The organism is Streptomyces glaucescens, assembly GCF_000761215.1.
Lineage (GTDB): Bacteria > Actinomycetota > Actinomycetes > Streptomycetales > Streptomycetaceae > Streptomyces > Streptomyces glaucescens_B.
Window position 1 is genome coordinate 5324882 of the sequence record NZ_CP009438.1, and the last position, 19551, is coordinate 5344432.

Annotated in this window: 18 protein-coding genes and 1 riboswitch; of the genes, 12 read left to right on the forward strand and 6 right to left on the reverse strand. The window is 71.9% G+C overall.

The annotated features are described in order from the left end of the window. Positions 1–114 precede the first annotated feature (114 nt). Positions 115–1026: an NADPH-dependent F420 reductase gene (locus tag SGLAU_RS23165; RefSeq protein WP_279628005.1), complete on the forward strand. Its 912-nt coding sequence runs from the start codon at positions 115–117 to the stop codon at positions 1024–1026. A 13-nt stretch (positions 1027–1039) separates the two neighbouring features. Here SGLAU_RS23165 and SGLAU_RS23170 read toward each other — a convergent pair whose 3' ends face one another. The 5 genes from SGLAU_RS23170 to gcvT form a co-directional block, all read right to left on the reverse strand. Further along, positions 1040–1582: an MOSC domain-containing protein gene (locus SGLAU_RS23170; RefSeq protein ID WP_043504257.1), complete on the reverse strand. Its 543-nt coding sequence runs from the start codon at positions 1580–1582 to the stop codon at positions 1040–1042. Positions 1583–1625: 43 nt separating this feature from the next. Next, positions 1626–2993: an L-serine ammonia-lyase gene (locus tag SGLAU_RS23175; RefSeq protein ID WP_043504259.1), complete on the reverse strand. Its 1368-nt coding sequence runs from the start codon at positions 2991–2993 to the stop codon at positions 1626–1628. A 63-nt stretch (positions 2994–3056) separates the two neighbouring features. Then, complete coding sequence (gene glyA / locus SGLAU_RS23180) at positions 3057–4319, reverse strand: serine hydroxymethyltransferase (RefSeq protein WP_043504260.1); 1263 nt, start codon at positions 4317–4319, stop codon at positions 3057–3059. A gap of 12 nt (positions 4320–4331) precedes the next feature. Then, positions 4332–4709 (reverse strand): glycine cleavage system protein GcvH, encoded by a 378-nt coding sequence (gene gcvH / locus SGLAU_RS23185; RefSeq protein ID WP_043504261.1) that lies wholly within the window; start codon positions 4707–4709, stop codon positions 4332–4334. Positions 4710–4844: 135 nt separating this feature from the next. Further along, positions 4845–5963, reverse strand: coding sequence for a glycine cleavage system aminomethyltransferase GcvT (gene gcvT, locus SGLAU_RS23190; RefSeq protein WP_043504264.1), 1119 nt, complete (start codon positions 5961–5963; stop codon positions 4845–4847). A gap of 162 nt (positions 5964–6125) precedes the next feature. Next, positions 6126–6225, reverse strand: a riboswitch (glycine riboswitch). Positions 6226–6405: 180 nt separating this feature from the next. Here gcvT and SGLAU_RS23195 point away from each other — a divergent pair. The 11 genes from SGLAU_RS23195 (at position 6406) to SGLAU_RS23245 (ending at position 18842) form a co-directional block, all read left to right on the forward strand. After that, positions 6406–7077 (forward strand): AAA family ATPase, encoded by a 672-nt coding sequence (locus SGLAU_RS23195; protein ID WP_052413863.1) that lies wholly within the window; start codon positions 6406–6408, stop codon positions 7075–7077. A 111-nt stretch (positions 7078–7188) separates the two neighbouring features. Next, positions 7189–7965, forward strand: coding sequence for an enhanced serine sensitivity protein SseB (locus SGLAU_RS23200; RefSeq protein WP_043504265.1), 777 nt, complete (start codon positions 7189–7191; stop codon positions 7963–7965). 613 nt (positions 7966–8578) lie between these two features. After that, positions 8579–9385 (forward strand): enhanced serine sensitivity protein SseB C-terminal domain-containing protein, encoded by an 807-nt coding sequence (locus tag SGLAU_RS23205; RefSeq protein WP_043504267.1) that lies wholly within the window; start codon positions 8579–8581, stop codon positions 9383–9385. 329 nt (positions 9386–9714) lie between these two features. Beyond that, entirely contained in the window at positions 9715–10722 is a 1008-nt protein-coding gene (locus SGLAU_RS23210) for an ABC transporter permease (protein WP_043504268.1), read from the forward strand. Between the two features lie 70 nt (positions 10723–10792). After that, complete coding sequence (locus SGLAU_RS23215; protein ID WP_043504269.1) at positions 10793–12589, forward strand: ABC transporter substrate-binding protein; 1797 nt, start codon at positions 10793–10795, stop codon at positions 12587–12589. Between the two features lie 107 nt (positions 12590–12696). Next, positions 12697–13695, forward strand: coding sequence for an ABC transporter permease (locus SGLAU_RS23220; RefSeq protein ID WP_043504271.1), 999 nt, complete (start codon positions 12697–12699; stop codon positions 13693–13695). Then, positions 13692–14786 (forward strand): ABC transporter ATP-binding protein, encoded by a 1095-nt coding sequence (locus tag SGLAU_RS23225; RefSeq protein ID WP_043504272.1) that lies wholly within the window; start codon positions 13692–13694, stop codon positions 14784–14786. The genes SGLAU_RS23220 and SGLAU_RS23225 overlap by 4 nt, the downstream gene beginning before the upstream one ends. Next, complete coding sequence (locus tag SGLAU_RS23230) at positions 14783–16135, forward strand: ABC transporter ATP-binding protein (RefSeq protein WP_078957852.1); 1353 nt, start codon at positions 14783–14785, stop codon at positions 16133–16135. Before SGLAU_RS23225 ends, SGLAU_RS23230 begins: the two co-directional genes overlap by 4 nt. Before the next feature lie 77 nt (positions 16136–16212). After that, positions 16213–16890, forward strand: coding sequence for a trimeric intracellular cation channel family protein (locus tag SGLAU_RS23235; RefSeq protein WP_043504274.1), 678 nt, complete (start codon positions 16213–16215; stop codon positions 16888–16890). Positions 16891–16915: 25 nt separating this feature from the next. Then, the gene (locus SGLAU_RS23240; protein WP_043506930.1) at positions 16916–17758 is read left to right on the forward strand and encodes a thioesterase family protein; all 843 of its coding nucleotides are present in this window, start codon (positions 16916–16918) and stop codon (positions 17756–17758) included. Between the two features lie 118 nt (positions 17759–17876). Then, positions 17877–18842, forward strand: a complete 966-nt coding sequence (locus tag SGLAU_RS23245; RefSeq protein ID WP_043504276.1) for a helix-turn-helix transcriptional regulator — start codon at positions 17877–17879, stop codon at positions 18840–18842. A 3-nt stretch (positions 18843–18845) separates the two neighbouring features. On the opposite strand, the gene SGLAU_RS23250 is transcribed toward SGLAU_RS23245, so the two are convergent. Next, a complete protein-coding gene (locus SGLAU_RS23250; protein WP_043504277.1) occupies positions 18846–19481 on the reverse strand; it encodes a TetR family transcriptional regulator in 636 nt (211 codons plus the stop codon). Positions 19482–19551 lie beyond the last annotated feature (70 nt).

Consider the following 19551-nt stretch of genomic DNA (forward strand, 5'->3'; position numbering starts at 1 on the left):
CTGGTGGCCTTCGACTCGGTCGGGCGGTGACCGGCGGCAACCCGGCCCGCGGCGGGGTGCCGGTCGCGTCAGGCCCCGCCGCGGCAGCCGGGCAGCAGGGGACCGCACCGCGTCATGCCGGGTAGGCAACCACTGCGCCGCCCGCTCGCGCAAGGGAGATCCTCGCCGCGGCCCGGACCGCTCCCGTCCGCCCGGCGGGGGTCCCGCCACGGGACGGGACCCGCGTGCGGCCCGTGCCGGGCCGGTTCCCGCGCGGCCCGTCACCCGTTCGCCGCACCTGCCGGAATAGCCCGCCCGCCACCGCAGTTGTCGCTCCTCGCACGACGCGACTGGTCCAGCAACAACGACTCGGAAAGGCCGGCCATGCAGATCGGCATCATCGGCGCGGGCAACATCGGCGGCAACCTCACCCGGCGGCTCACCGCCCTCGGCCACAAGGTCTCGGTGGCGAACTCCCGTGGGCCGCACACCCTCACGGCGCTCGCGGAGGAGACCGGGGCGACAGCCGTCCCGGTGGCGGAGGCGGCGCGCGACGCCGAGATCGTCGTCGTCGCGATCCCGGTGAAGGCGGTGCCGGACCTGCCGGCGGGCCTGCTCGACGCGGCGGCCGACGGGGTCGCCGTCATCGACACCGGCAACTACTACCCGCGCGAGCGCGACGGCCGGATCGCGGAGATCGAGGACGAGGGCATCACGGAGAGCCGCTGGACGCAGCGCCGGCTCGGCCACCCCGTGATCAAGGCTTTCAACGGAACCTACGCGCAGGACCTCCTCGACCGCGGGCGCCCGGCCGGCGACCCGGAGCGGATCGCCGTCCCGGTCGCCGGTGACGACGAGGAGGCCAAGCGGAAGGTCCGGGCGCTGATCGACGAACTCGGCTTCGACACGGTCGACGCGGGCGGCCTCGACGACTCCTGGCGCCAGCAGCCCGGCACTCCGGTGTACGGACTGCGCGCCGGAGCGGACGGCGTCACCCAGGCGCTCGCGGAGGCCTCGCCGGAACGCGCGCCGGAGTTCCGCGGCTGACTGCCGCGCCGGCTCAGACGACGTCCAGCGGGGTGTGCGGCCCCTCCGGCAGTTCGACCCGCACCGGGTCCCCGGGCCGCACCACGCCGCCGGTCAGCACGACGCTCATGATGCCGGCCCGGCGCCACACCTCCCCGTCGGCGTCCCGCCCGACGAGCTGCTTCATCAGCCCGTCCCTGAGCCCGTCGATCTGCGCGCACGGATTGCGCAGCCCGGTCACCTCGACGACGGCCTCGTCCCCGAGGTGCAGCAGGGTGCCCCGGGGCAGGCCCAGCAGATCGATGCCGCGCGTGGTGACGTTCTCCCCGAGCTGGCCGGCGGAGACCTCGAACCCGGCCGCGCGGACCTCGTCGAACAGCTCCTGGTGGATCAGGTGCACCTGGCGCAGGTTGGGCTGCGACGGGTCCCGCTCCATGCGGCTGCGGTGCTTCACGGTCTTCCCGGCGTGCACGTCCCCCTCGACGCCGAGCCCGGCGACGAGCGTGATGCTCTCGCGGTTCGGCTTGGAGAAGGAGTACGTCTCGTTGCTGCTGACCGCAGCGATCATCCCACCCATGGGGGAGAGCGTAGCGCCGTCCGGGGGGCGCGTCCCGGGGCCGTCAGCACTCGATGATGTTGACCGCCAGCCCGCCTCGCGCCGTCTCCTTGTACTTCACGGACATGTCCGCGCCGGTGTCCTTCATGGTCTTGATGACCTTGTCCAGGGACACTTTGTGCGAGCCGTCGCCGCGCATCGCCATCCGCGCCGCCGTGACCGCCTTCACGGCGGCCATGCCGTTGCGCTCGATGCACGGGATCTGCACGAGGCCGCCGACCGGGTCGCAGGTCAGACCCAGGTTGTGCTCCATGCCGATCTCGGCGGCGTTCTCCACCTGCTCGGGCGAGCCGCCCAGCACCTCGGCCAGGGCCCCGGCCGCCATGGAGCAGGCCGAGCCGACCTCGCCCTGGCAGCCGACCTCGGCGCCGGAGATGGAGGCGTTCTCCTTGAACAGCATGCCGATGGCGCCGGCGGCGAGCAGGAATCGGACCACGCCCTCCTCGTCGGCGCCGGGCACGAAGTTGACGTAGTAGTGCAGGACCGCGGGGATGATCCCGGCGGCGCCGTTGGTCGGGGCGGTCACCACGCGCCCGCCGGCCGCGTTCTCCTCGTTCACGGCCATGGCGTAGAGGGTGATCCACTCCATCGACAGGGCGAGCGGGTCGCCCTCGGAGCGCAGCTTGCGCGCGGTGGTCGCGGCGCGGCGCTTGACGCGCAGCCCGCCCGGCAGGATGCCCTCGCGGGACATGCCGCGCTCCACGCACTCCCGCATGACCCGCCAGATCTCCAGCAGGCCCGCGCGGATCTCCTCCTCGGTGCGCCAGGCCCGCTCGTTCTCCAGCATCAGCGCGGAGATCGACAGGCCGGTCTCCTTCGTCAGGCGCAGCAGCTCGTCGCCCGTGCGGAAGGGGTACTTCAGGACCGTGTCGTCGAGCTTGATCCGGTCCGCGCCGACCGCGTCCTCGTCCACCACGAAGCCGCCGCCGACCGAGTAGTACGTCTTGGTCAGCAGCTCGGTGCCGTCGGCGCCGTACGCCCACAGCGTCATGCCGTTGGCGTGGTAGGGAAGGGTCTTGCGGCGGTGCAGGACCAGGTCGTCGTCGAAGGAGAACGCGATCTCGTGCTCGCCGAGCAGCCGGATCCGGCCCGACTCCTTGATGCGCTCGACCCGCTCGTCGGCGCTCTCCACGTCGACGGTGCGCGGCGAGTCGCCCTCCAGGCCGAGCAGCACGGCCTTCGGGGTGCCGTGGCCGTGGCCGGTGGCGCCCAGCGAGCCGTACAGCTCGGTGCGCACCGAGGCGACCGAGTCCAGGACGCCCTCGTTGCGCAGCCGGCGGGCGAACATGCGCGCCGCGCGCATCGGGCCCACGGTGTGGGAACTGGACGGGCCGATGCCGATCGAGAACAGGTCGAAGACCGAGATGGCCACGTCAGACTCCTCAGATGCGGGTGGTGGCGGGGCACCCGGTGGGGTGCCCCGCGCGGGGTGGTGCTACTTGCCGACGCTCGGGTAGAGCGGGTGCTTGTCCGCCAGGGCGGTGACCCTGGACTTCAGCGCCTCGACGTCGCAGGACGGCTTCAGCGCCTCCGCGATCACGTCCGCGACCTCGCGGAAGTCCTCGGCCGTGAAGCCGCGGGTGGCGAGGGCGGGCGTGCCGATCCGCAGACCGGACGTCACCATCGGCGGCCGCGGGTCGTTGGGGACCGCGTTGCGGTTGACGGTGATGCCCACCTCGTGGAGGCGGTCCTCGGCCTGCTGGCCGTCCAGCTCGGAGTCGCGCAGGTCGACCAGGACGAGGTGGACGTCGGTGCCGCCGCTGAGGACGTTGATCCCGGCCGCGCGGGCGTCCGGCGCGGTCAGCCGCTCGGCGAGGATCTGCGCGCCTTCCACTGTACGGCGCTGGCGCTCCTTGAACTCCTCCGAGGCCGCGATCTTGAAGGAGACCGCCTTGGCCGCGATCACGTGCTCCAGGGGGCCGCCCTGGAAGCCCGGGAAGACGGACGAGTTCAGCTTCTTGCCGAGCTCCTGCCGGGCCAGGATGATGCCGCCGCGCGGCCCGCCCAGCGTCTTGTGGGTGGTGGAGGTCACCACGTCGGCGTACTCCACCGGGTTGGGGTGGAGACCGGCCGCGACCAGGCCCGCGAAGTGCGCCATGTCGACCCACAGGTACGCCCCGACCTCGTCGGCGATCCGGCGGAACGCCGCGAAGTCCAGCTGCCGGGGGTAGGCCGACCAGCCGGCGATGATCACCTTGGGGCGGTGCTCCTTGGCGAGCCGCTCGACCTCGGCCATGTCGACCAGTCCGGCCTCGTCGACGTGGTAGGCGACCACGTCGAACTGCTTGCCGGAGAAGTTCAGCCGCATGCCGTGGGTGAGGTGGCCGCCGTGCGCCAGGTCCAGGCCGAGGATGGTGTCGCCCGGCTGGGCCATGGCGAACAGCGCGGCCTGGTTGGCGGAGGCGCCCGAGTGCGGCTGCACGTTGGCGTACTCGGCGCCGAACAGCTCCTTGACCCGCTCGATCGCGATCCGCTCGGTGACGTCGACGTGCTCGCAGCCGCCGTAGTAGCGGCGGCCCGGGTAGCCCTCGGCGTACTTGTTGGTCAGGACCGAGCCCTGCGCCTCCATGACCGCCAGCGGGGCGAAGTTCTCGGAGGCGATCATCTCCAGCGTGGACTGCTGGCGGCGCAGCTCGGCGTCGACCGCGGCGGCGACGTCCGGGTCCAGCTCGTGCAGGGGCGTGTTCAGGACAGTCATCGGTGCGGGCTCCTAGCCGGCGGTGTGGGCGGCGTACTCGTCGGCGGAGAGCAGGTCGGCCGGCTCCTCGGCGATCCGCACCTTGAACAGCCAGCCGCCCTCGAAGGGCGCGGAGTTCACCAGCGACGGGTCGTTGACGACGTCCTCGTTGATCTCGACGACCTCACCGGAGACCGGGGAGTACAGGTCGCTGACGGACTTGGTGGACTCCAGCTCGCCGCAGGTCTCGCCCGCGGCCACCTCGGAGCCCACGTCGGGGAGCTGGGCGTAGACGACGTCGCCGAGCGCGTTGGCCGCGAACTCGGTGATGCCGACCGTCGCGACGCCGTCCTCGGCGGCCGACAGCCACTCGTGCTCCTTGCTGTAGCGCAGCTGCTGGGGGTTGCTCATGGCCTGAATTCTCCTGTACGCGGGGGAGTGGTGATGAATGGGGGACTGCCATGACCGGGCGTGAGCAGCGCGAATGTGCGCCGTCTCACGTCACGGCCGAGCGCGGCGGTCGTGGGCGGAGGCCGCGCGCGGGGACTACTTCCGGCGCTTGTAGAAGGGGAGCGCCACGACCTCGTACGGCTCGTGGGTGCCCCGGATGTCCACGCCGACGCCGGGCGTGCCGGGCGCCGCGTGCGCGGCGTCGACGTAGGCCATGGCGATCGGCTTGCCCAGGGTCGGGGACGGCGCCCCGGAGGTGACCTCGCCGATCACCTGGCCGCCGGCGACCACCGGGTACCCGGCGCGCGGCACGCGGCGGCCCTCGGCGACCAGCCCGACCAGGACGCGCGGCGGGTTCTGCGCGGCGCGCTCGGCGGCCTCGGCGAGCGCGGCCCGGCCCACGAAGTCGCCCTCCTTCTCGAACTTCACCACCCGGCCGAGCCCCGCGTCGAACGGGGTCAGCGAGGTCGACAGCTCGTGCCCGTACAGCGGCATGCCCGCCTCCAGGCGCAGCGTGTCGCGGCAGGACAGCCCGCACGGGACCAGGCCCACGCCCTCGCCGGCCTTGGCCAGCGCCTGCCACAGCTCGACCGCGTGCTCCGGCTTCACGAACAGCTCGAAGCCGTCCTCGCCGGTGTAGCCGGTGCGGGCGATCAGCGCGGGGACGCCGGCGACGGTGCCGGGCAGCCCGGCGTAGTACTTCAGGCCCTCCAGGTCGGCGTCGGTCAGCGACGCGAGGATCCCGGGGGACTCCGGCCCCTGCACGGCGATCAGCGCGTACGCGTCCCGGTCGTCGCGCACCTCGGCGTCGAAACCGGCCGCCCGCTCGGTCAGCGCGTCCAGCACCACCTGGGCGTTGGAGGCGTTGGCGACGACCAGGAACTCGCTCTCCGCGAGGCGGTAGACGATCAGGTCGTCGAGGATGCCGCCGTCCTCCCGGCAGATCATCGTGTAGCGGGCGCGGCCCACGCCGACGGAGGCGATGTTGCCGACCAGCGCGTGGTTCAGCAGGTCGGCGGCGCGCGGGCCGGTGACCGTGATCTCGCCCATGTGCGAGAGGTCGAAGAGGCCGGCCTTCGTGCGCACGGCGTTGTGCTCGTCGCGCTCGGAGCCGTAGCGCAGCGGCATGTCCCAGCCGGCGAAGTCGGTCATCGTCGCACCGAGCGACCGATGCAGGGCATCGAGGGCGGTGTGACGGAGTGCGGAACTGCTCATCGGTCGGTCGTCTCCCAGGGCGTGCACGCGAGAACGGGCGAGGAAAGGTCCTCCCCATCTGTCATCGGAACCTGAGAGGTTCGCCATGACCCCTGCGATGGGTAGTCACGGCTTGCACCTTGGGTGGAGCCGCTGCGCGAGCGGCCCGCTTTTCAGATGTGCCTCGCCCGCGCGGTAACGGGGCCTGAGAGATTCAAGGGAGGGACTTGCTCCTTCGGCGCCCCGGCGACACGGTGGCCGGGGACTCTCCCGCGCGGATTCAAACGGCCGGTATGCAGTTGGCGCGCACATCATTGCACGCCGTGCCGGATCGCGGCAGGCCGCGATCTGTGACCGGGCTGTGGCGCTGCGGATACGAAAACACGAGACACCGCGTATTACCGTCTCTTTACACTCAACGGGGATGGGAACTCGTGAACCGCCCCAGGGGAGGACGATCACGGTGAACAGGACCACGGCGTACGCGACCACCACCGGCATCGCGGCGCCCCGGCGGCCGGCCCTGCCGGCCGGGGAGGCGTCCGCCCCGCTGCCGTCCCCCGTCGTCCGCGACCTGCGCGAACGCTCCGGCCGCAGCCCGCACGCCCTGCTCTTCGGCCCCCGCGACCTCGCCGTCGTCACGGGCCTGCCCGGCAGCGGCAAGTCGACGCTGATGCGCCGCGCGGTGCGCGACGCCCGGCGCGTCGACTCCCAGGACACCCGGGACCGCTGGGAGCGCCGGGTGCCCCGCTTCCTGCCGTACGCGGTCTACCGCCCCCTGGTCCGCCTCGCGCACTACGCCGGGCTGCGCCGGGCCCTGCGCACCGGGGGAGGCGTCGTCGTCCACGACTGCGGCACCCAGGCCTGGGTGCGCCGGTGGCTGGCCCGCGAGGCCCGCCGCCGCGGCGGCACCCTGCACCTGCTGCTGCTCGACGTCACCCCCGAGCAGGCCCTGGCCGGCCAGCGCGCCCGCGGCCGCGGCGTCTCGCGGTACGCGTTCCTGCGCCACCGTGCCGCCGCGACCCGCCTGCTGCGCGCCGCCGAGCGCGGCGACCTGCCCCGCGGCTGCGGCTCGGCGGTCCTGCTGGACCGCGACGCGGCGGACGCCCTGCAGCGCATCGGGTTCACCGGATGAGGCCCGCGGCGGCGCACCGGCCGAGGGCCCGCCCGCCTCGCGGACGGCGCGCCGCGGGCACCCGCTAGCCTGAGCGGGCACACGCAGTGGTTCGACGCAGGCGGTAGGCAGATGGACTTCCCGGGGGACTTCTCCGCACACCCCCAGCCGCACGGCGGCTGGCCCGGCAACGAGCTGGAGGAGGTGCTGTCCGCGTCCCTCGGCGCGGGACCCTCGGCCGCGGGGCGCGTCCTGGAGGTGCTCGGCCGCAGCTTCCTCTGGGTGCCGCTGCCGAACGGCGGCGGACCGGACAGCGCTGCCCTGGACCTGCCCGGCATGGAGATCGACGGCCAGGCCTACGTCCCGGTGTTCAGCTCCGAGGAACAGCTCCGCCAGGCCGCCGGCGCCCACATGTCGTACACCATCGCGCCCGCCGTCGAGTTCGCCCGCGGCCTGCCCCCGCAGGCGGGCATCGCCCTCAACCCCGGCGGTGTCGTCGGGATCCCGCTGCCCCCGCCCGCCGTCGCGGAACTCTGCCGGACCGGCCGCACCCCGCTCGACGGCCCGGGCACCGGCGGCCGGGTCCGCCTCTTCGAACCGGACTGGCAGGACGACCCCGTCGACTTCCTCTCCGCCGCCTCCGCCCAGTTCGACGGCACCGGGGTCGTCCTGACGGCCCGCCGCTGCCTGGCCGCCGTCGAGACCGCCGACCCCGTCATGTTCGTCGGCGTCGAACTCTCCCACTGGGAGGGCGACGCCCGCGTCGCGCCCCTGGACGCCCTGGGCCGCGCCCTCGGCACGGCACCGGTCAGATGGCCCGTCAACCTCGTCCTCCTGGACGTGGCGGAGGACCCGGTGGGCCACTGGATGCGCGAGAGGGTGCGGCCCTTCTACACGCGCGCCGGCTGAAGCACCCGGCGGCCGGGCCCGCTGCGCGGGCCGTCCGCGGGCACACCACCCGGGCGCAGTGGGGCCGGCGGGCCGCGGGTACGCCGTCCGGCGCGGGCGACCTACGGGCCGCGGGCGACCTGCCGGCCGTCGACCACCCACCCCCGGACGCGCGGGCCGGCTGGAGCGCGCCGGCGGCCGGGTCCACTGCGCCACCCGGCCACGGGTACGCCGTCCGGCCGCGGACGGCCTACGGGCCGTGGGCGCGCCACCTGGCGCGGACGACGTACGGGCCGCGGGCGACCTGCCGGCCGTCGACCACCCACCCGCTGGACGCGCGGGCCGGCTCAAGCGCCCCGGCGGCCGGGGTCCGCTGCGCGGGCCGGCCACGCCGTACGCCACCCGGCCGCGGGCGTGCCGTCCGGCCGCGGACGACCTACGGGCCGCGAGTACGCCACCCGCCGCGGACAACCTGCGGGCCGCGGGCACGCCTCGGGGCGGACGACCTACGGGCCGCCGACGACCCACGGGCCGCCGACGACCCACCCGCCGGACGGCACGGCCCCGGAGTCGGTGGGCACCCTTAAGCTAGGGTCACGGCTCGGATCAGGGCGTTACGAAGGGGCGGTAAACAGTGAGCGCGAGCGGCACCGCCGCGGCAGGCCAGGTCGAGCACATGCTGCGCCAGGTCACTCCCGGCCGCTACGACGCCTACGAGGCCTTGCTGCGCGCCCTCGCGATCCCGTCCTCCGGCCAGGTCTGGATGCTGCTGTGGCACGGCCAGGCCGGCAGCCCCGACGCCCAGTACGGCACCATGGAGGTCGACGGCCACGGCTACGCGCCCTGCGTCACCTCCGCCCAGGAGCTGTCCGCGAGCGGCTGGAACCGCAGCTACGAGGTGGTCGACGGCATCGACGTGGCGCGCACCCTCTACCCCGAGCGCCACGGCCTGTGGCTGAACCCGCACGCGCCGGGCGGCGGCGTCGGCATCCCGTGGCTGGACCTTCGACGGATCGCCACGGGTCTGGACCGCCAGCCCGCCGGCCCGCTGCGGCTGGCCGAACCCACCATCGAGATCCCCGCGTTCTACGCCCTGCTCACCCAGAACGCCCACCGCACCCCGGCGGTCCGCTCGCTGCGCCGCGCCTGGGTGCAGCCCGCCCTGGGGGCGCCCTATCTCGCCATCGGGCTCGACGTGTACGAGGCGTCCCCTGCGGCCGTGGACTCGGTGCGCGCGATGATGCAGCAGTCCATCGGGGCCGTACCGGACGGCCTGCCCGTGTCGACGGTCGCGATGTCCGACGAGTACGACCCCGTCGCGATGTGGCTGCGCGCCCACGCCCGCCCGTTCTACGACCGCGAGGCGCACGCCGCCCCGGCGCAGTCCCCCGCGGCCGGCTACGGCTACCCGCCGGTCCCACCGGCCCCCGGCCGCTACTGACACCCCGTCCGCATCCCGGTCAGGTCCGCGGTGCGGGCGCCTCTGCGCGCGTAGACGTGGGGCGGAAGGATGCGTCCTGCCCCGATTGCCCCAACTCGCCCCTGTCCGGCCCGCGTTACGTCGCGTTCGGATAACGGAACCCGGCAGACAGCATCACGGTTACGCATCCATTCACCGTCAAGTCTGGCAACAGATCGCCAAAGCGTTGAAGACTCCCGCTCCAGGGGTGTTCGCCCGGGTGTTCGCCCCCTTGTGTACGACGGACTGATCACGCCGCTACAGCGGCAAGTGCGGGCCGGCTACCGCCGGTTGAGAGGGGTCCCTGCCAGATGACGGCACCATTGCACGAGCCGACCGCGGAAGCGGCTCCGAGTGCGGCCGAGGAAGCGGCGCTGGTCGGCGGCGACGCGAAGGCCGTTCAGGGGCGCTCCCTGGGCCGGATCGCCTGGGAGCGACTCAAGCGCGACAAGCTGGCCCTCGCGGGCGGCATCGTGGTGCTGTTCCTGATCCTGGTCGCCGTGCTCGCGCCGGTGATCACCAGCCTGGTCGGACAGGACCCCGAGGCCCACCACGAGGACCTCATCGACCCGCTGTTCGGCACCCCGGTGGGCTCCTTCGGCGGCATCAGCGGGGAGCACTGGCTGGGTGTCGAGCCGGTCAACGGCCGCGACATCTTCGCCCGGATCGTCTACGGCGCCCGGATCTCGCTGCTCGTCGGCTTCCTGTCGGCGATCGTCGCCGTGGTCCTCGGCACCGTCCTCGGCGTCCTCGCCGGCTTCTTCGGCGGCTGGGTCGACACGGTCATCAGCCGGGTCATGGACGGCCTGCTGGCCTTCCCGCAGCTGCTGTTCATCATCGCCCTGGTCTCCGTCATGCCGAGCGAGATGCTGGGACTGACCGGCACCGGCGTGCGCCTGTTCGTGATGATCCTGGTCATCGGCTTCTTCGGCTGGCCCTACATCGGACGCGTGGTGCGCGGCCAGACGCTCTCGCTGCGCGAACGCGAGTACGTCGAGGCGGCCCGCTCGCTGGGCGCCGGGCGGTTCTACATCCTGTTCAAGGAGCTGCTGCCCAACCTGGTCGCGCCCATCATCGTGTACACGACGATGATGATCCCCACCAACATCCTCACCGAGGCGGCACTCAGCTTCCTGGGCGTCGGCGTCAAGCCGCCCACGCCCTCCTGGGGGCAGATGCTCTCGAACGCGATCGACTACTACGACTCGGACCCCATGTACATGGTGATCCCGGGCGTGGCGATCTTCATCACCGTTCTGGCCTTCAACCTCTTCGGCGACGGCGTGCGCGACGCGCTCGACCCGAAGGGCTCCCGCTGAACTGCCGTACCGCAAGCGTCCCGTGGCGCAAGACACGGGGTCTCTCATCAATTCCGGAGGATCCGAGATCGTGACTACCCAACGCACCTCAGGGCGGCGCAAGCAGGCCATGGCCGCTGCCGCGGTGGTCGCCGCGCTGCTGACCACGGCGGCGTGCGGCGGCGGTGGCAAGGACGGCGACAAGGGCTCGAAGAACGGCGCGGCCGGCTTCGACGCCGCGAACAACAAGGTGGCCCAGGCCGACCAGGTGAAGAAGGGCGGCACGCTGAAGTTCGCCGCTCCGCAGGACGCCGACTCGTGGGACACCACCCGCGGCTACTACGGCTTCATGTGGAACTTCGCGCGCTACTACAGCCGCCAGCTCGTCACGAACAAGACGGAGCCCGGCAAGGCCGGCACCGAGCTGACCCCGGACCTCGCCACCGGTCTCGCCAAGATCAGCGACGACGGCAAGACCTACACGTACACCCTGCGTGACGACATCACGTGGGAGGACGGCAAGCCGATCACGTCCAAGGACATCAAGTACGGCATCGAGCGCGTGTGGGCGCAGGACGTGCTGTCCGGCGGCCCGACGTACCTGAAGGAGGTGCTCGACCCCAAGGGCGAGTACCAGGGCCCGTACAAGGACAAGTCCCCGGACAAGCTCGGCCTGAAGGCCATCGAGACGCCGAACGACAAGACCATCGTCTTCAAGCTGCCGGCGGCCAACTCCGACTTCGAGGAGATGCTGGCCCTCATCTCGGCCTCCCCGGTCCGCCAGGACAAGGACACCAAGTCCAAGTACGCGCTGCGTCCGTTCTCCTCCGGCCCGTACAAGTTCGAGTCCTACAGCCCGGGCAAGGAACTGACGCTGGTCCGCAACACCGCCTGGAAGCAGTCCTCGGACCCGATCCGCAAGGCGTACCCGGACAAGATCACGGTCAAGTTCTTCTCGAACGCCAACGACCTGGACGCCCGTCTGATCGCCGGTGACTACGACCTGGACCTGGCGCAGACCAGCCTCTCCCCGCAGGGCCGTTCCACCGCCCTGAAGGAGCACAAGGACAACCTGGACAACCCGATCTCCGGGTACATCCGCTACGCGGCCCTCGCGCAGAACGTGAAGCCGTTCGACAACATCCACTGCCGCAAGGCGGTGCTCTACGGCGCCGACCACGTCTCGCTCCAGACCGCGCGCGGCGGCCCCGTGGCCGGCGGTGACATCGGCACCAACATGCTGCCCCCGGGCGTCCCGGGCGGCGAGGGCCAGAAGTACGACCCGTACGGCATGGCCGGTGCGAACAAGAGCGGCAACGTCGCCAAGGCCAAGGAAGAGCTGAAGGCCTGCGGCCAGCCGAACGGCTTCAAGACCAAGATCGCGGTCCGCAACAACAAGCCCGCCGAGGTCGCGACCGCCGAGTCGCTCCAGGCGTCGCTGAAGAAGGTCGGCATCGACGTCGAGATCGACCAGTACGACGGTGCGCAGAACTCCAGCGTGGTCGGCAGCCCCTCGAACGTGAAGAAGAAGGGCTACGGCATCATCATCATGGGCTGGGGTGCCGACTTCCCGTCGGTCCAGGGCTACGGCCTGCCGCTGTGGCACAGCAAGTACATCCTGGAGAGCGCCAACAACAACTACGCGCTCATCAACGACAAGACGATCGACGGCCTCTTCGCCGACTACACGAAGACGCTGGACGACGCCGAGAAGACCCGCATCGCCACGGAGATCAACCACAAGGTGATGGAGGGCGCGTACTACCTGCCCTTCGTCTTCGAGCGGTTCCTGAACTGGCGCTCGGACCGGCTGGCGAACGTCTACACCACTGACGCGTACAGCGGTATGTACGACTTCGTCAACCTCGGCCTGAAGAACACGAAGTAACCGGCACACCCGCCGTACGGCACGAAAGGCAGGTGAAGGCCGGCGCGGCGTGACCGCGGGCCCCGGATGACCTCCGGCGGCCCGCGGTCCGCGGCGGGCCGTTAGCTGTGCTCGCTTACCTCATCAGGCGGTTGTTCGCCGCCGTAGTGATGCTCGTGGTCATCGTCCTGGTGGTCTTCAGCATCTTCTTCCTCATCCCCAAGTGGGCGGGCGTCGACGTCGCCCTGAACTTCGTGGGCAAGCAGGCCGACCCCGCCGCCGTCGAGGGCGTGCGGCAGAAGCTGGGCCTCGGCGAGCCGATCTACGCGCAGGTCTGGGAGTTCTTCAAGGGCATCTTCGTCGGCCGGACCTACTCCGGCGGCGGTGACGTCACCGAGTGCGCCGCGCCGTGCTTCGGCTACTCCTTCCGCAGCGAACAGGCCATCTGGCCGGTGCTGACCGACCGCTTCCCGGTGACCCTGGGGCTGGCGCTCGGCGCTGCCGTGCTGTGGCTGCTCTTCGGCCTCGCCGCGGGTGTGCTCTCCGCCCTCAAGCGGGGCAGCCTCTGGGACCGCGGCGCGATGATCGTGGCCCTGGCGGGTGTCTCCCTGCCCATCTACTTCACCGGCCTGCTCAGCCTCGCGATCTTCTCCTACGGTCTCGGCTGGATCGACGGTGAGTACGTGCCCCTGGAGGACGGCCTCGGCGGCTGGCTGGACGGCATGATCCTGCCCTGGATCACGCTGGCCTTCCTCTACGCGGCCATGTACGCCCGCATCACCCGCGCCACCATGCTGGAGATCCTCGGCGAGGACTACATCCGCACCGCCCGCGCCAAGGGCCTGCGGGAGCCGGTCGTCATCCGCAAGCACGCCATGCGCTCCACGATGACGCCCATCCTCACCATGCTCGGCATGGACCTCGGCGCCCTGATCGGCGGGGCGATCCTGACCGAGACCACGTTCTCCCTGCCCGGCCTCGGCCAGGCCGTGCTGAACGCGATCAAGAACCAGGACCTGCCCATCATCCTGGGTGTCACCCTGATCACTTCTCTCGCGGTGCTCATCGCCAACCTCGTGGTGGACGTCCTGTACGCCGTGATCGACCCCCGAGTGAGGCTCTCATGACCGAACTCAGCAAGACCGGCGCGGCCGTGGGCGAGCCCGCCACCGGCGCCGCGCCCACCGCCTTCCTGGAAGTGCGCGACCTGAGGGTGCACTTCCCGACCGACGACGGTCTGGTGAAGTCCGTCGACGGGCTCAGCTTCCAGCTGGAGAAGGGCAAGACCCTCGGCATCGTGGGCGAGTCCGGCTCCGGCAAGTCGGTGACCTCGCTCGGCATCATGGGCCTGCACACGGCCGGCAACTACGGCAAGCGCAAGCCGCAGATCTCCGGTGAGATCTGGCTGAACGGCACCGAGCTGCTGACGGCCGACCCGGACCAGGTGCGCCGGATGCGCGGCCGCGAGATGGCGATGATCTTCCAGGACCCGCTGTCCGCGCTGCACCCGTACTACACGATCGGCCAGCAGATCGTGGAGGCGTACCGGATCCACCACGACGTCGACAAGAAGACCGCCAAGCGCCGCGCGGTCGAGATGCTCGACCGGGTCGGCATCCCGCAGCCCGACAAGCGCGTCGACAACTACCCGCACGAGTTCTCCGGCGGTATGCGCCAGCGCGCGATGATCGCGATGTCGCTGGTCAACAACCCCGAGCTGCTCATCGCGGACGAGCCGACCACCGCCCTGGACGTCACCGTCCAGGCGCAGATCCTGGACCTGATCCGGGACCTGCAGAAGGAGTTCGGCTCGGCGGTCATCATCATCACCCACGACCTGGGCGTCGTCGCCGAGCTGGCCGACGACCTGCTGGTGATGTACGGCGGCCGGTGCGTCGAGCGCGGGCCCGCGGAGAAGGTGTTCTACGAGCCCCGCCACCCCTACACCTGGGGTCTGCTCGGCTCGATGCCGCGCCTCGACCGCGACCAGCAGGAGCGGCTGATCCCGGTCAAGGGCTCCCCGCCCTCGCTGATCAACGTCCCGTCGGGCTGCGCCTTCAACCCGCGCTGCCCGTACGCGGACCTGCCGAAGGACAACGTCACCCGCACGGTCCGCCCGGAGCTGACCGAGGTCGGCAGCCGGCACTGGGCCGCCTGCCACATGTCGCAGGAGCAGCGGGAGCGTATCTGGACCGAAGAGATTGCGCCGAAGCTGTGAGTGACGAGAAAGCGGTGACGATTCCCGCGCAGAGCGAGGGCACCCGTGCCGAGCGCGAGGTGCTGCTGAAGGTCACCGGCCTGCAGAAGCACTTCCCGATCAAGAAGGGGCTGCTCAAGCGGCAGGTCGGCGCGGTCCACGCGGTCGACGGGATCGACTTCGAGGTCCGTTCCGGTGAGACGCTGGGCGTGGTCGGCGAGTCCGGCTGCGGCAAGTCGACGATGGGCCGGCTGATCACCCGGCTGCTGGAGCCGACCGGCGGCACGGTCGAGTTCGAGGGCAAGGACATCACGCACCTCGGCGTGGCGGGCATGCGTCCGCTGCGCCGCGATGTGCAGATGATCTTCCAGGACCCGTACTCGTCGCTGAACCCGCGCCACACCATCGGCACGATCATCGGCGCCCCCTTCAAGCTCCAGGGCGTCGAGCCCGAGGGCGGCATCAAGAAGGAGGTGCAGCGGCTGCTGTCGGTGGTCGGGCTCAACCCCGAGCACTACAACCGCTACCCGCACGAGTTCTCCGGCGGCCAGCGCCAGCGCATCGGCATCGCCCGGGCGCTCGCGCTGAACCCGAAGCTGGTCGTGGCCGACGAGCCGGTGTCCGCGCTGGACGTGTCGATCCAGGCGCAGGTGGTCAACCTGCTGGACGACCTCCAGCAGGAGCTCGGCCTGACGTATGTGATCATCGCGCACGACCTGTCGGTGGTCCGGCACGTCTCGGACCGCATCGCGGTGATGTACCTCGGCAAGATCGTGGAGCTGGCCGACCGCGACCTGCTCTACAAGACGCCGATGCACCCGTACACCAAGGCGCTGATGTCGGCGGTGCCGATCCCGGACCCGGCCCGCAAGACCGCCAAGAGCGAGCGGATCCTGCTCAAGGGCGACGTGCCCTCGCCGATCTCCCCGCCGTCCGGCTGCCGGTTCCACACCCGGTGCTGGAAGGCGACGGAGATCTGCAAGAAGACCGAGCCGCCGCTGGTCGAGCTGCGTCCCGGCCAGCGGGTCGCCTGCCACCACCCGGAGAACTTCGAGGACCAGCAGCCGCAGGACACCGTGCTGCTGACCGCCGCGAAGGAGGCGGCCGAGCTGGTCTCCGACAAGGTGCTCGCGGAGTCGGCCGAGACGTCGGCGGCGGTGGCCGCCGAGCTGACGGGCGACGCCGGGGTCCCCGCCGAGGCGGAGGCCGGGCCGGAGTCCGGGACCGAGGCGGCGGAGGCCGGCGGGACGACGGCCGGGGTGACGGAGACCGAGGCCGCGGAGAGCGGCGCCACCGGGGCCGACGCGCTCGCGCCGCGCCCGTCGGACACCGAGGCCACCTCGCCGAAGTCCGTGACCAAGGACAAGTGACGCCGGACACCGGACCGACGACGGACCCCCGCCTTCGTTTGTAAGGCGGGGGTCCGTCGTCAGGTGAGAATGGCAGGGTGCTCCAGCAACTGTTCACCCCGTCCGTCCAGCACACCCTGGATCTGATCGGCATCTTCGTCTTCGCGATCTCCGGTGCGCTGCTGGCCGTCCGCAAGAACTTCGACGTCTTCGGCATCGCCGTGCTCGCCGAGGTCACCGCGCTGGGCGGCGGGCTCTTCCGGGACCTGATCATCGGTGCCGTACCGCCGGCCGCCTTCACGGACCTGGGGTACTTCCTGACCCCGCTGCTCGCCGCGCTGCTCGTGTTCTTCCTCCACCCGCAGGTGGAGCGCATCCAGACCGGGGTGAACGTCTTCGACGCCGCCGGGCTCGGCCTGTTCTGCGTCTCCGGGACGACGAAGGCGTACGAGTACGGCCTGGGCCTGACCGCCTCGGCGGCGCTCGGCCTGGCCACCGCGGTCGGCGGCGGTGTGCTGCGCGACGTGCTCGCCAACGAGGTGCCCTCGCTGCTGCGCTGGGACCGCGACCTGTACGCGGTGCCCGCGATGGTGGGCGCCACGATGGTGGTGCTGTGCATCAGGTTCGACGCGCTGACCCCGGTCACCTCGGGGATCGCCGTGGTCACCGCGTTCGTGCTGCGGCTGCTGGCGATGCGCTTCCACTGGCGGGCGCCGCGGGCCTGGAACCGGCGGTCCACGGTCCGCGAGGAGGATCCCGCAAAAGCTACCGCTTAGTAATTGTCTGTTGTACCGTACCGCCATGGCTCAGGCATCCCAGGCGACGATCGGCGACAGCGAGTTCGACCGCGACACGGCCGTCACCCGCCGCGCGGACGGCGTCTACGACATCGACCTCTCCGCCGGCTGGACCATCATCAACGCCGTCAACGGCGGCTACCTCCTCGCCGTCCTCGGCCGCGCCCTGGCCGACCACCTGCCGCACCCCGACCCCTTCACGGTCTCCGCGCACTACCTGACCGCCTCCCAGCCGGGCCCCGCGGTCGTGCGCACCCAGACCGTCCGCACCGGCCGCACCCTCTCCACCGGCCAGGCCTCCCTCTTCCAGCTCGACGAGCAGGGCAACGAGGTCGAGCGGATCCGTGTCCTCGCCTCCTACGGCGACCTCGACGCCCTGCCCGACGACGTCCGCACCACGGCGCAGCCGCCCGCGATCCCGTCGATCGACCAGTGCTTCGGCCCCGACGACGCCCCGGCCCCGGTCCCCGGCAGCTCCGCCATCGCCGACCGGCTGATGCTCAAGCTCGACCCCGCCACCCTCGGCTGGGCGCTCGGCGCGCCCTCCGGGAAGGGCGAGATGCGGGCCTGGTTCGGCCTGAAGGACGGCCGCGACGCCGACCCCTTCTCGCTGCTGCTCGCGGTGGACGCGCTGCCGCCCACCGCCTTCGAACTCGGCCTGTCCGGCTGGGTTCCCACGGTCGAGCTCACCGTCCACGTCCGCTGCCGTCCGGCCCCCGGCCCGCTGCGCGTCGCCATCACCACCCGCAACCTCGCGGGCGGCTTCCTGGAGGAGGACGCGGAGGTCTGGGACAGCAGCGACCGCCTGGTCGCCCAGTCCCGCCAGCTGGCGAGGGCCCGGCTGTAGCCGGGCGGCGGCCACCGGCGCGGGGGAGCGCGCGACCGGCCCCAGCGTCCCGCGCCCGCCGGCCGCCGGGCCCGGCGACCGGGCGGGCACACCCGGCCGTCCCCCATAGCCTGACACGGTGAAGTCGGACCGCCTCCTCTCCATCCTGCTCCTGCTGCAGACCCGCGGCCGCGTGACGGCGGGCGAACTCGCCGAGCGGCTGGAAGTCTCCGTCCGCACGATCTACCGCGATATCGAGGCCCTCTCCGCCGCCGGCGTCCCGGTCTACGCCGAGCGCGGCCGGCACGGCGGCATCGAACTCCTCGCGGGCTTCCGCACCGACGTCACGGGACTGACCGCCGACGAGTCGCGGGCGCTGTTCGTCCTGGCCGCGCGGGGCGCCCACGCGGCCCTCGGCCTGGACGCCGCCCTCGCCTCCGCCCTGCGCAAGGTCATGGCGGCGCTCCCCGCCCCGCACCGCCCGGCCGCCGACGTCACCTCCCGGCGCATCCTCGTCGACGCCACCCGCTGGCTGGGCGGCCCCTCTCGGGACACCGACCTCGACGCGCTGCGGGACGCGGTCTTCGCCGACCGCCGGCTGCTGCTGCGCTACCGGCACGGCGGCACCGGCCGGACGCGCACCTACACCGTCGACCCGTACGGTCTGGTCGCCAAGGCGGGCGTCTGGTACCTGGTCGCGGACCGGCGGGCGAGGCCGCGGCTGTTCCGCGCCGACCGGGTGCGCTCCGCGCGACTGCTCGACGCCCCCGTGCGACGCCGTCCGGGCGTGGAACTCGCCGACGTGTGGGCGCAGTTGCGCCGTCGGGTGGAGGAGCGCCCCGGTGGGCTCGACGTCACCGCCCGGGTCCGGCGGGACCGCCTCGGCCTCTTCGTGCGCATCACCGGGCCCTGGCTGGCCGAGCGCCCCGACGACGCGGGCGACGGCGAGTGGGTCACCGTCCGGCTGTCGTACGGCGTCCTGGGCGAGGCCCGCGCACTGCTGCAGTTCGGCGACCAGGTGGAGGTCGTCTCCCCGCCGGAGGTCCGCGCGGAGCTGGCCCGGGCGGCGGCGTCCGTCACCCGGCTGTACGCGGGGGAGGGGTGACCGTCACGCGGTCGCGTCCCGCCAGTGGCGGCGGCCGATGCCGATCAGCCGGAGCTGGCGGGTGGCGAGCCGCTCGGCGCGCCGGCGCTCCTCCTCTGGTGCCTCCAGGGTCTCCAGGAAGAGCGAGGCGGTGCTGAGCATCTGGTCGACGTAGAGCCCGGCGAGCATCAGCAGGTCGTCGTCGCTCCAGCCCGCGGACTCCCGGTCGTCGGCCAGCTCGGTGCGCACCTCCTCGGTGAACCGGGCCAGTTGCTCCCGGATGGCCTCGCGCACCGGCTGGACTCCGCCGTGCCGTTCCCGGGCGATGAACCGGACGTGTGCGGGGTACGCGTCCACATGACGGGCGATCAGTGCGACGGCGCGCGTGATGCGTTCGTCGTGGTCGTCCACCGCGGACACCGTCGTCCGGATCATCGGGTGCAGGCTGCCCAGTGCCTCCTCGACCAGGGCCACGCCGAGATCGGCCGTGGAGCGGAAGTGCCGGTAGAAGGCGGTCGGTGCGACACCGACGGCACGGGTGACCTCGCGCAGGCCGAGGCTGCTCAGGCTCTGCTCCTCCAGCAGCCGCAACGCCGCGTCCAGGAGTGCCTGCCGGGTCTTCTGCTTCTGTGCCTGTCGGATGCCGAGGGTGTGACTCATGCCATGCAGTTAACAACTGTTCTCCGTAAGGGGGAAGACGTGAGACGCGCTAGACTGGGTAGTCAGTGAA

What these genes read in the sequence shown, in the direction of transcription:
- SGLAU_RS23165 (WP_279628005.1), top strand. Translation starts at nt 115, where the DNA reads ATGCCGGGTAGGCAACCACTGCGCCGCCCGCTCGCGCAAGGGAGATCC.
- SGLAU_RS23170 (WP_043504257.1), bottom strand. Translation starts at nt 1,582, where the DNA reads ATGGGTGGGATGATCGCTGCGGTCAGCAGCAACGAGACGTACTCCTTC.
- glyA (WP_043504260.1), bottom strand. Translation starts at nt 4,319, where the DNA reads ATGACTGTCCTGAACACGCCCCTGCACGAGCTGGACCCGGACGTCGCC.
- gcvH (WP_043504261.1), bottom strand. Translation starts at nt 4,709, where the DNA reads ATGAGCAACCCCCAGCAGCTGCGCTACAGCAAGGAGCACGAGTGGCTG.
- gcvT (WP_043504264.1), bottom strand. Translation starts at nt 5,963, where the DNA reads ATGAGCAGTTCCGCACTCCGTCACACCGCCCTCGATGCCCTGCATCGG.
- SGLAU_RS23200 (WP_043504265.1), top strand. Translation starts at nt 7,189, where the DNA reads ATGGACTTCCCGGGGGACTTCTCCGCACACCCCCAGCCGCACGGCGGC.
- SGLAU_RS23210 (WP_043504268.1), top strand. Translation starts at nt 9,715, where the DNA reads ATGACGGCACCATTGCACGAGCCGACCGCGGAAGCGGCTCCGAGTGCG.
- SGLAU_RS23225 (WP_043504272.1), top strand. Translation starts at nt 13,692, where the DNA reads ATGACCGAACTCAGCAAGACCGGCGCGGCCGTGGGCGAGCCCGCCACC.
- SGLAU_RS23240 (WP_043506930.1), top strand. Translation starts at nt 16,916, where the DNA reads ATGGCTCAGGCATCCCAGGCGACGATCGGCGACAGCGAGTTCGACCGC.
- SGLAU_RS23250 (WP_043504277.1), bottom strand. Translation starts at nt 19,481, where the DNA reads ATGAGTCACACCCTCGGCATCCGACAGGCACAGAAGCAGAAGACCCGG.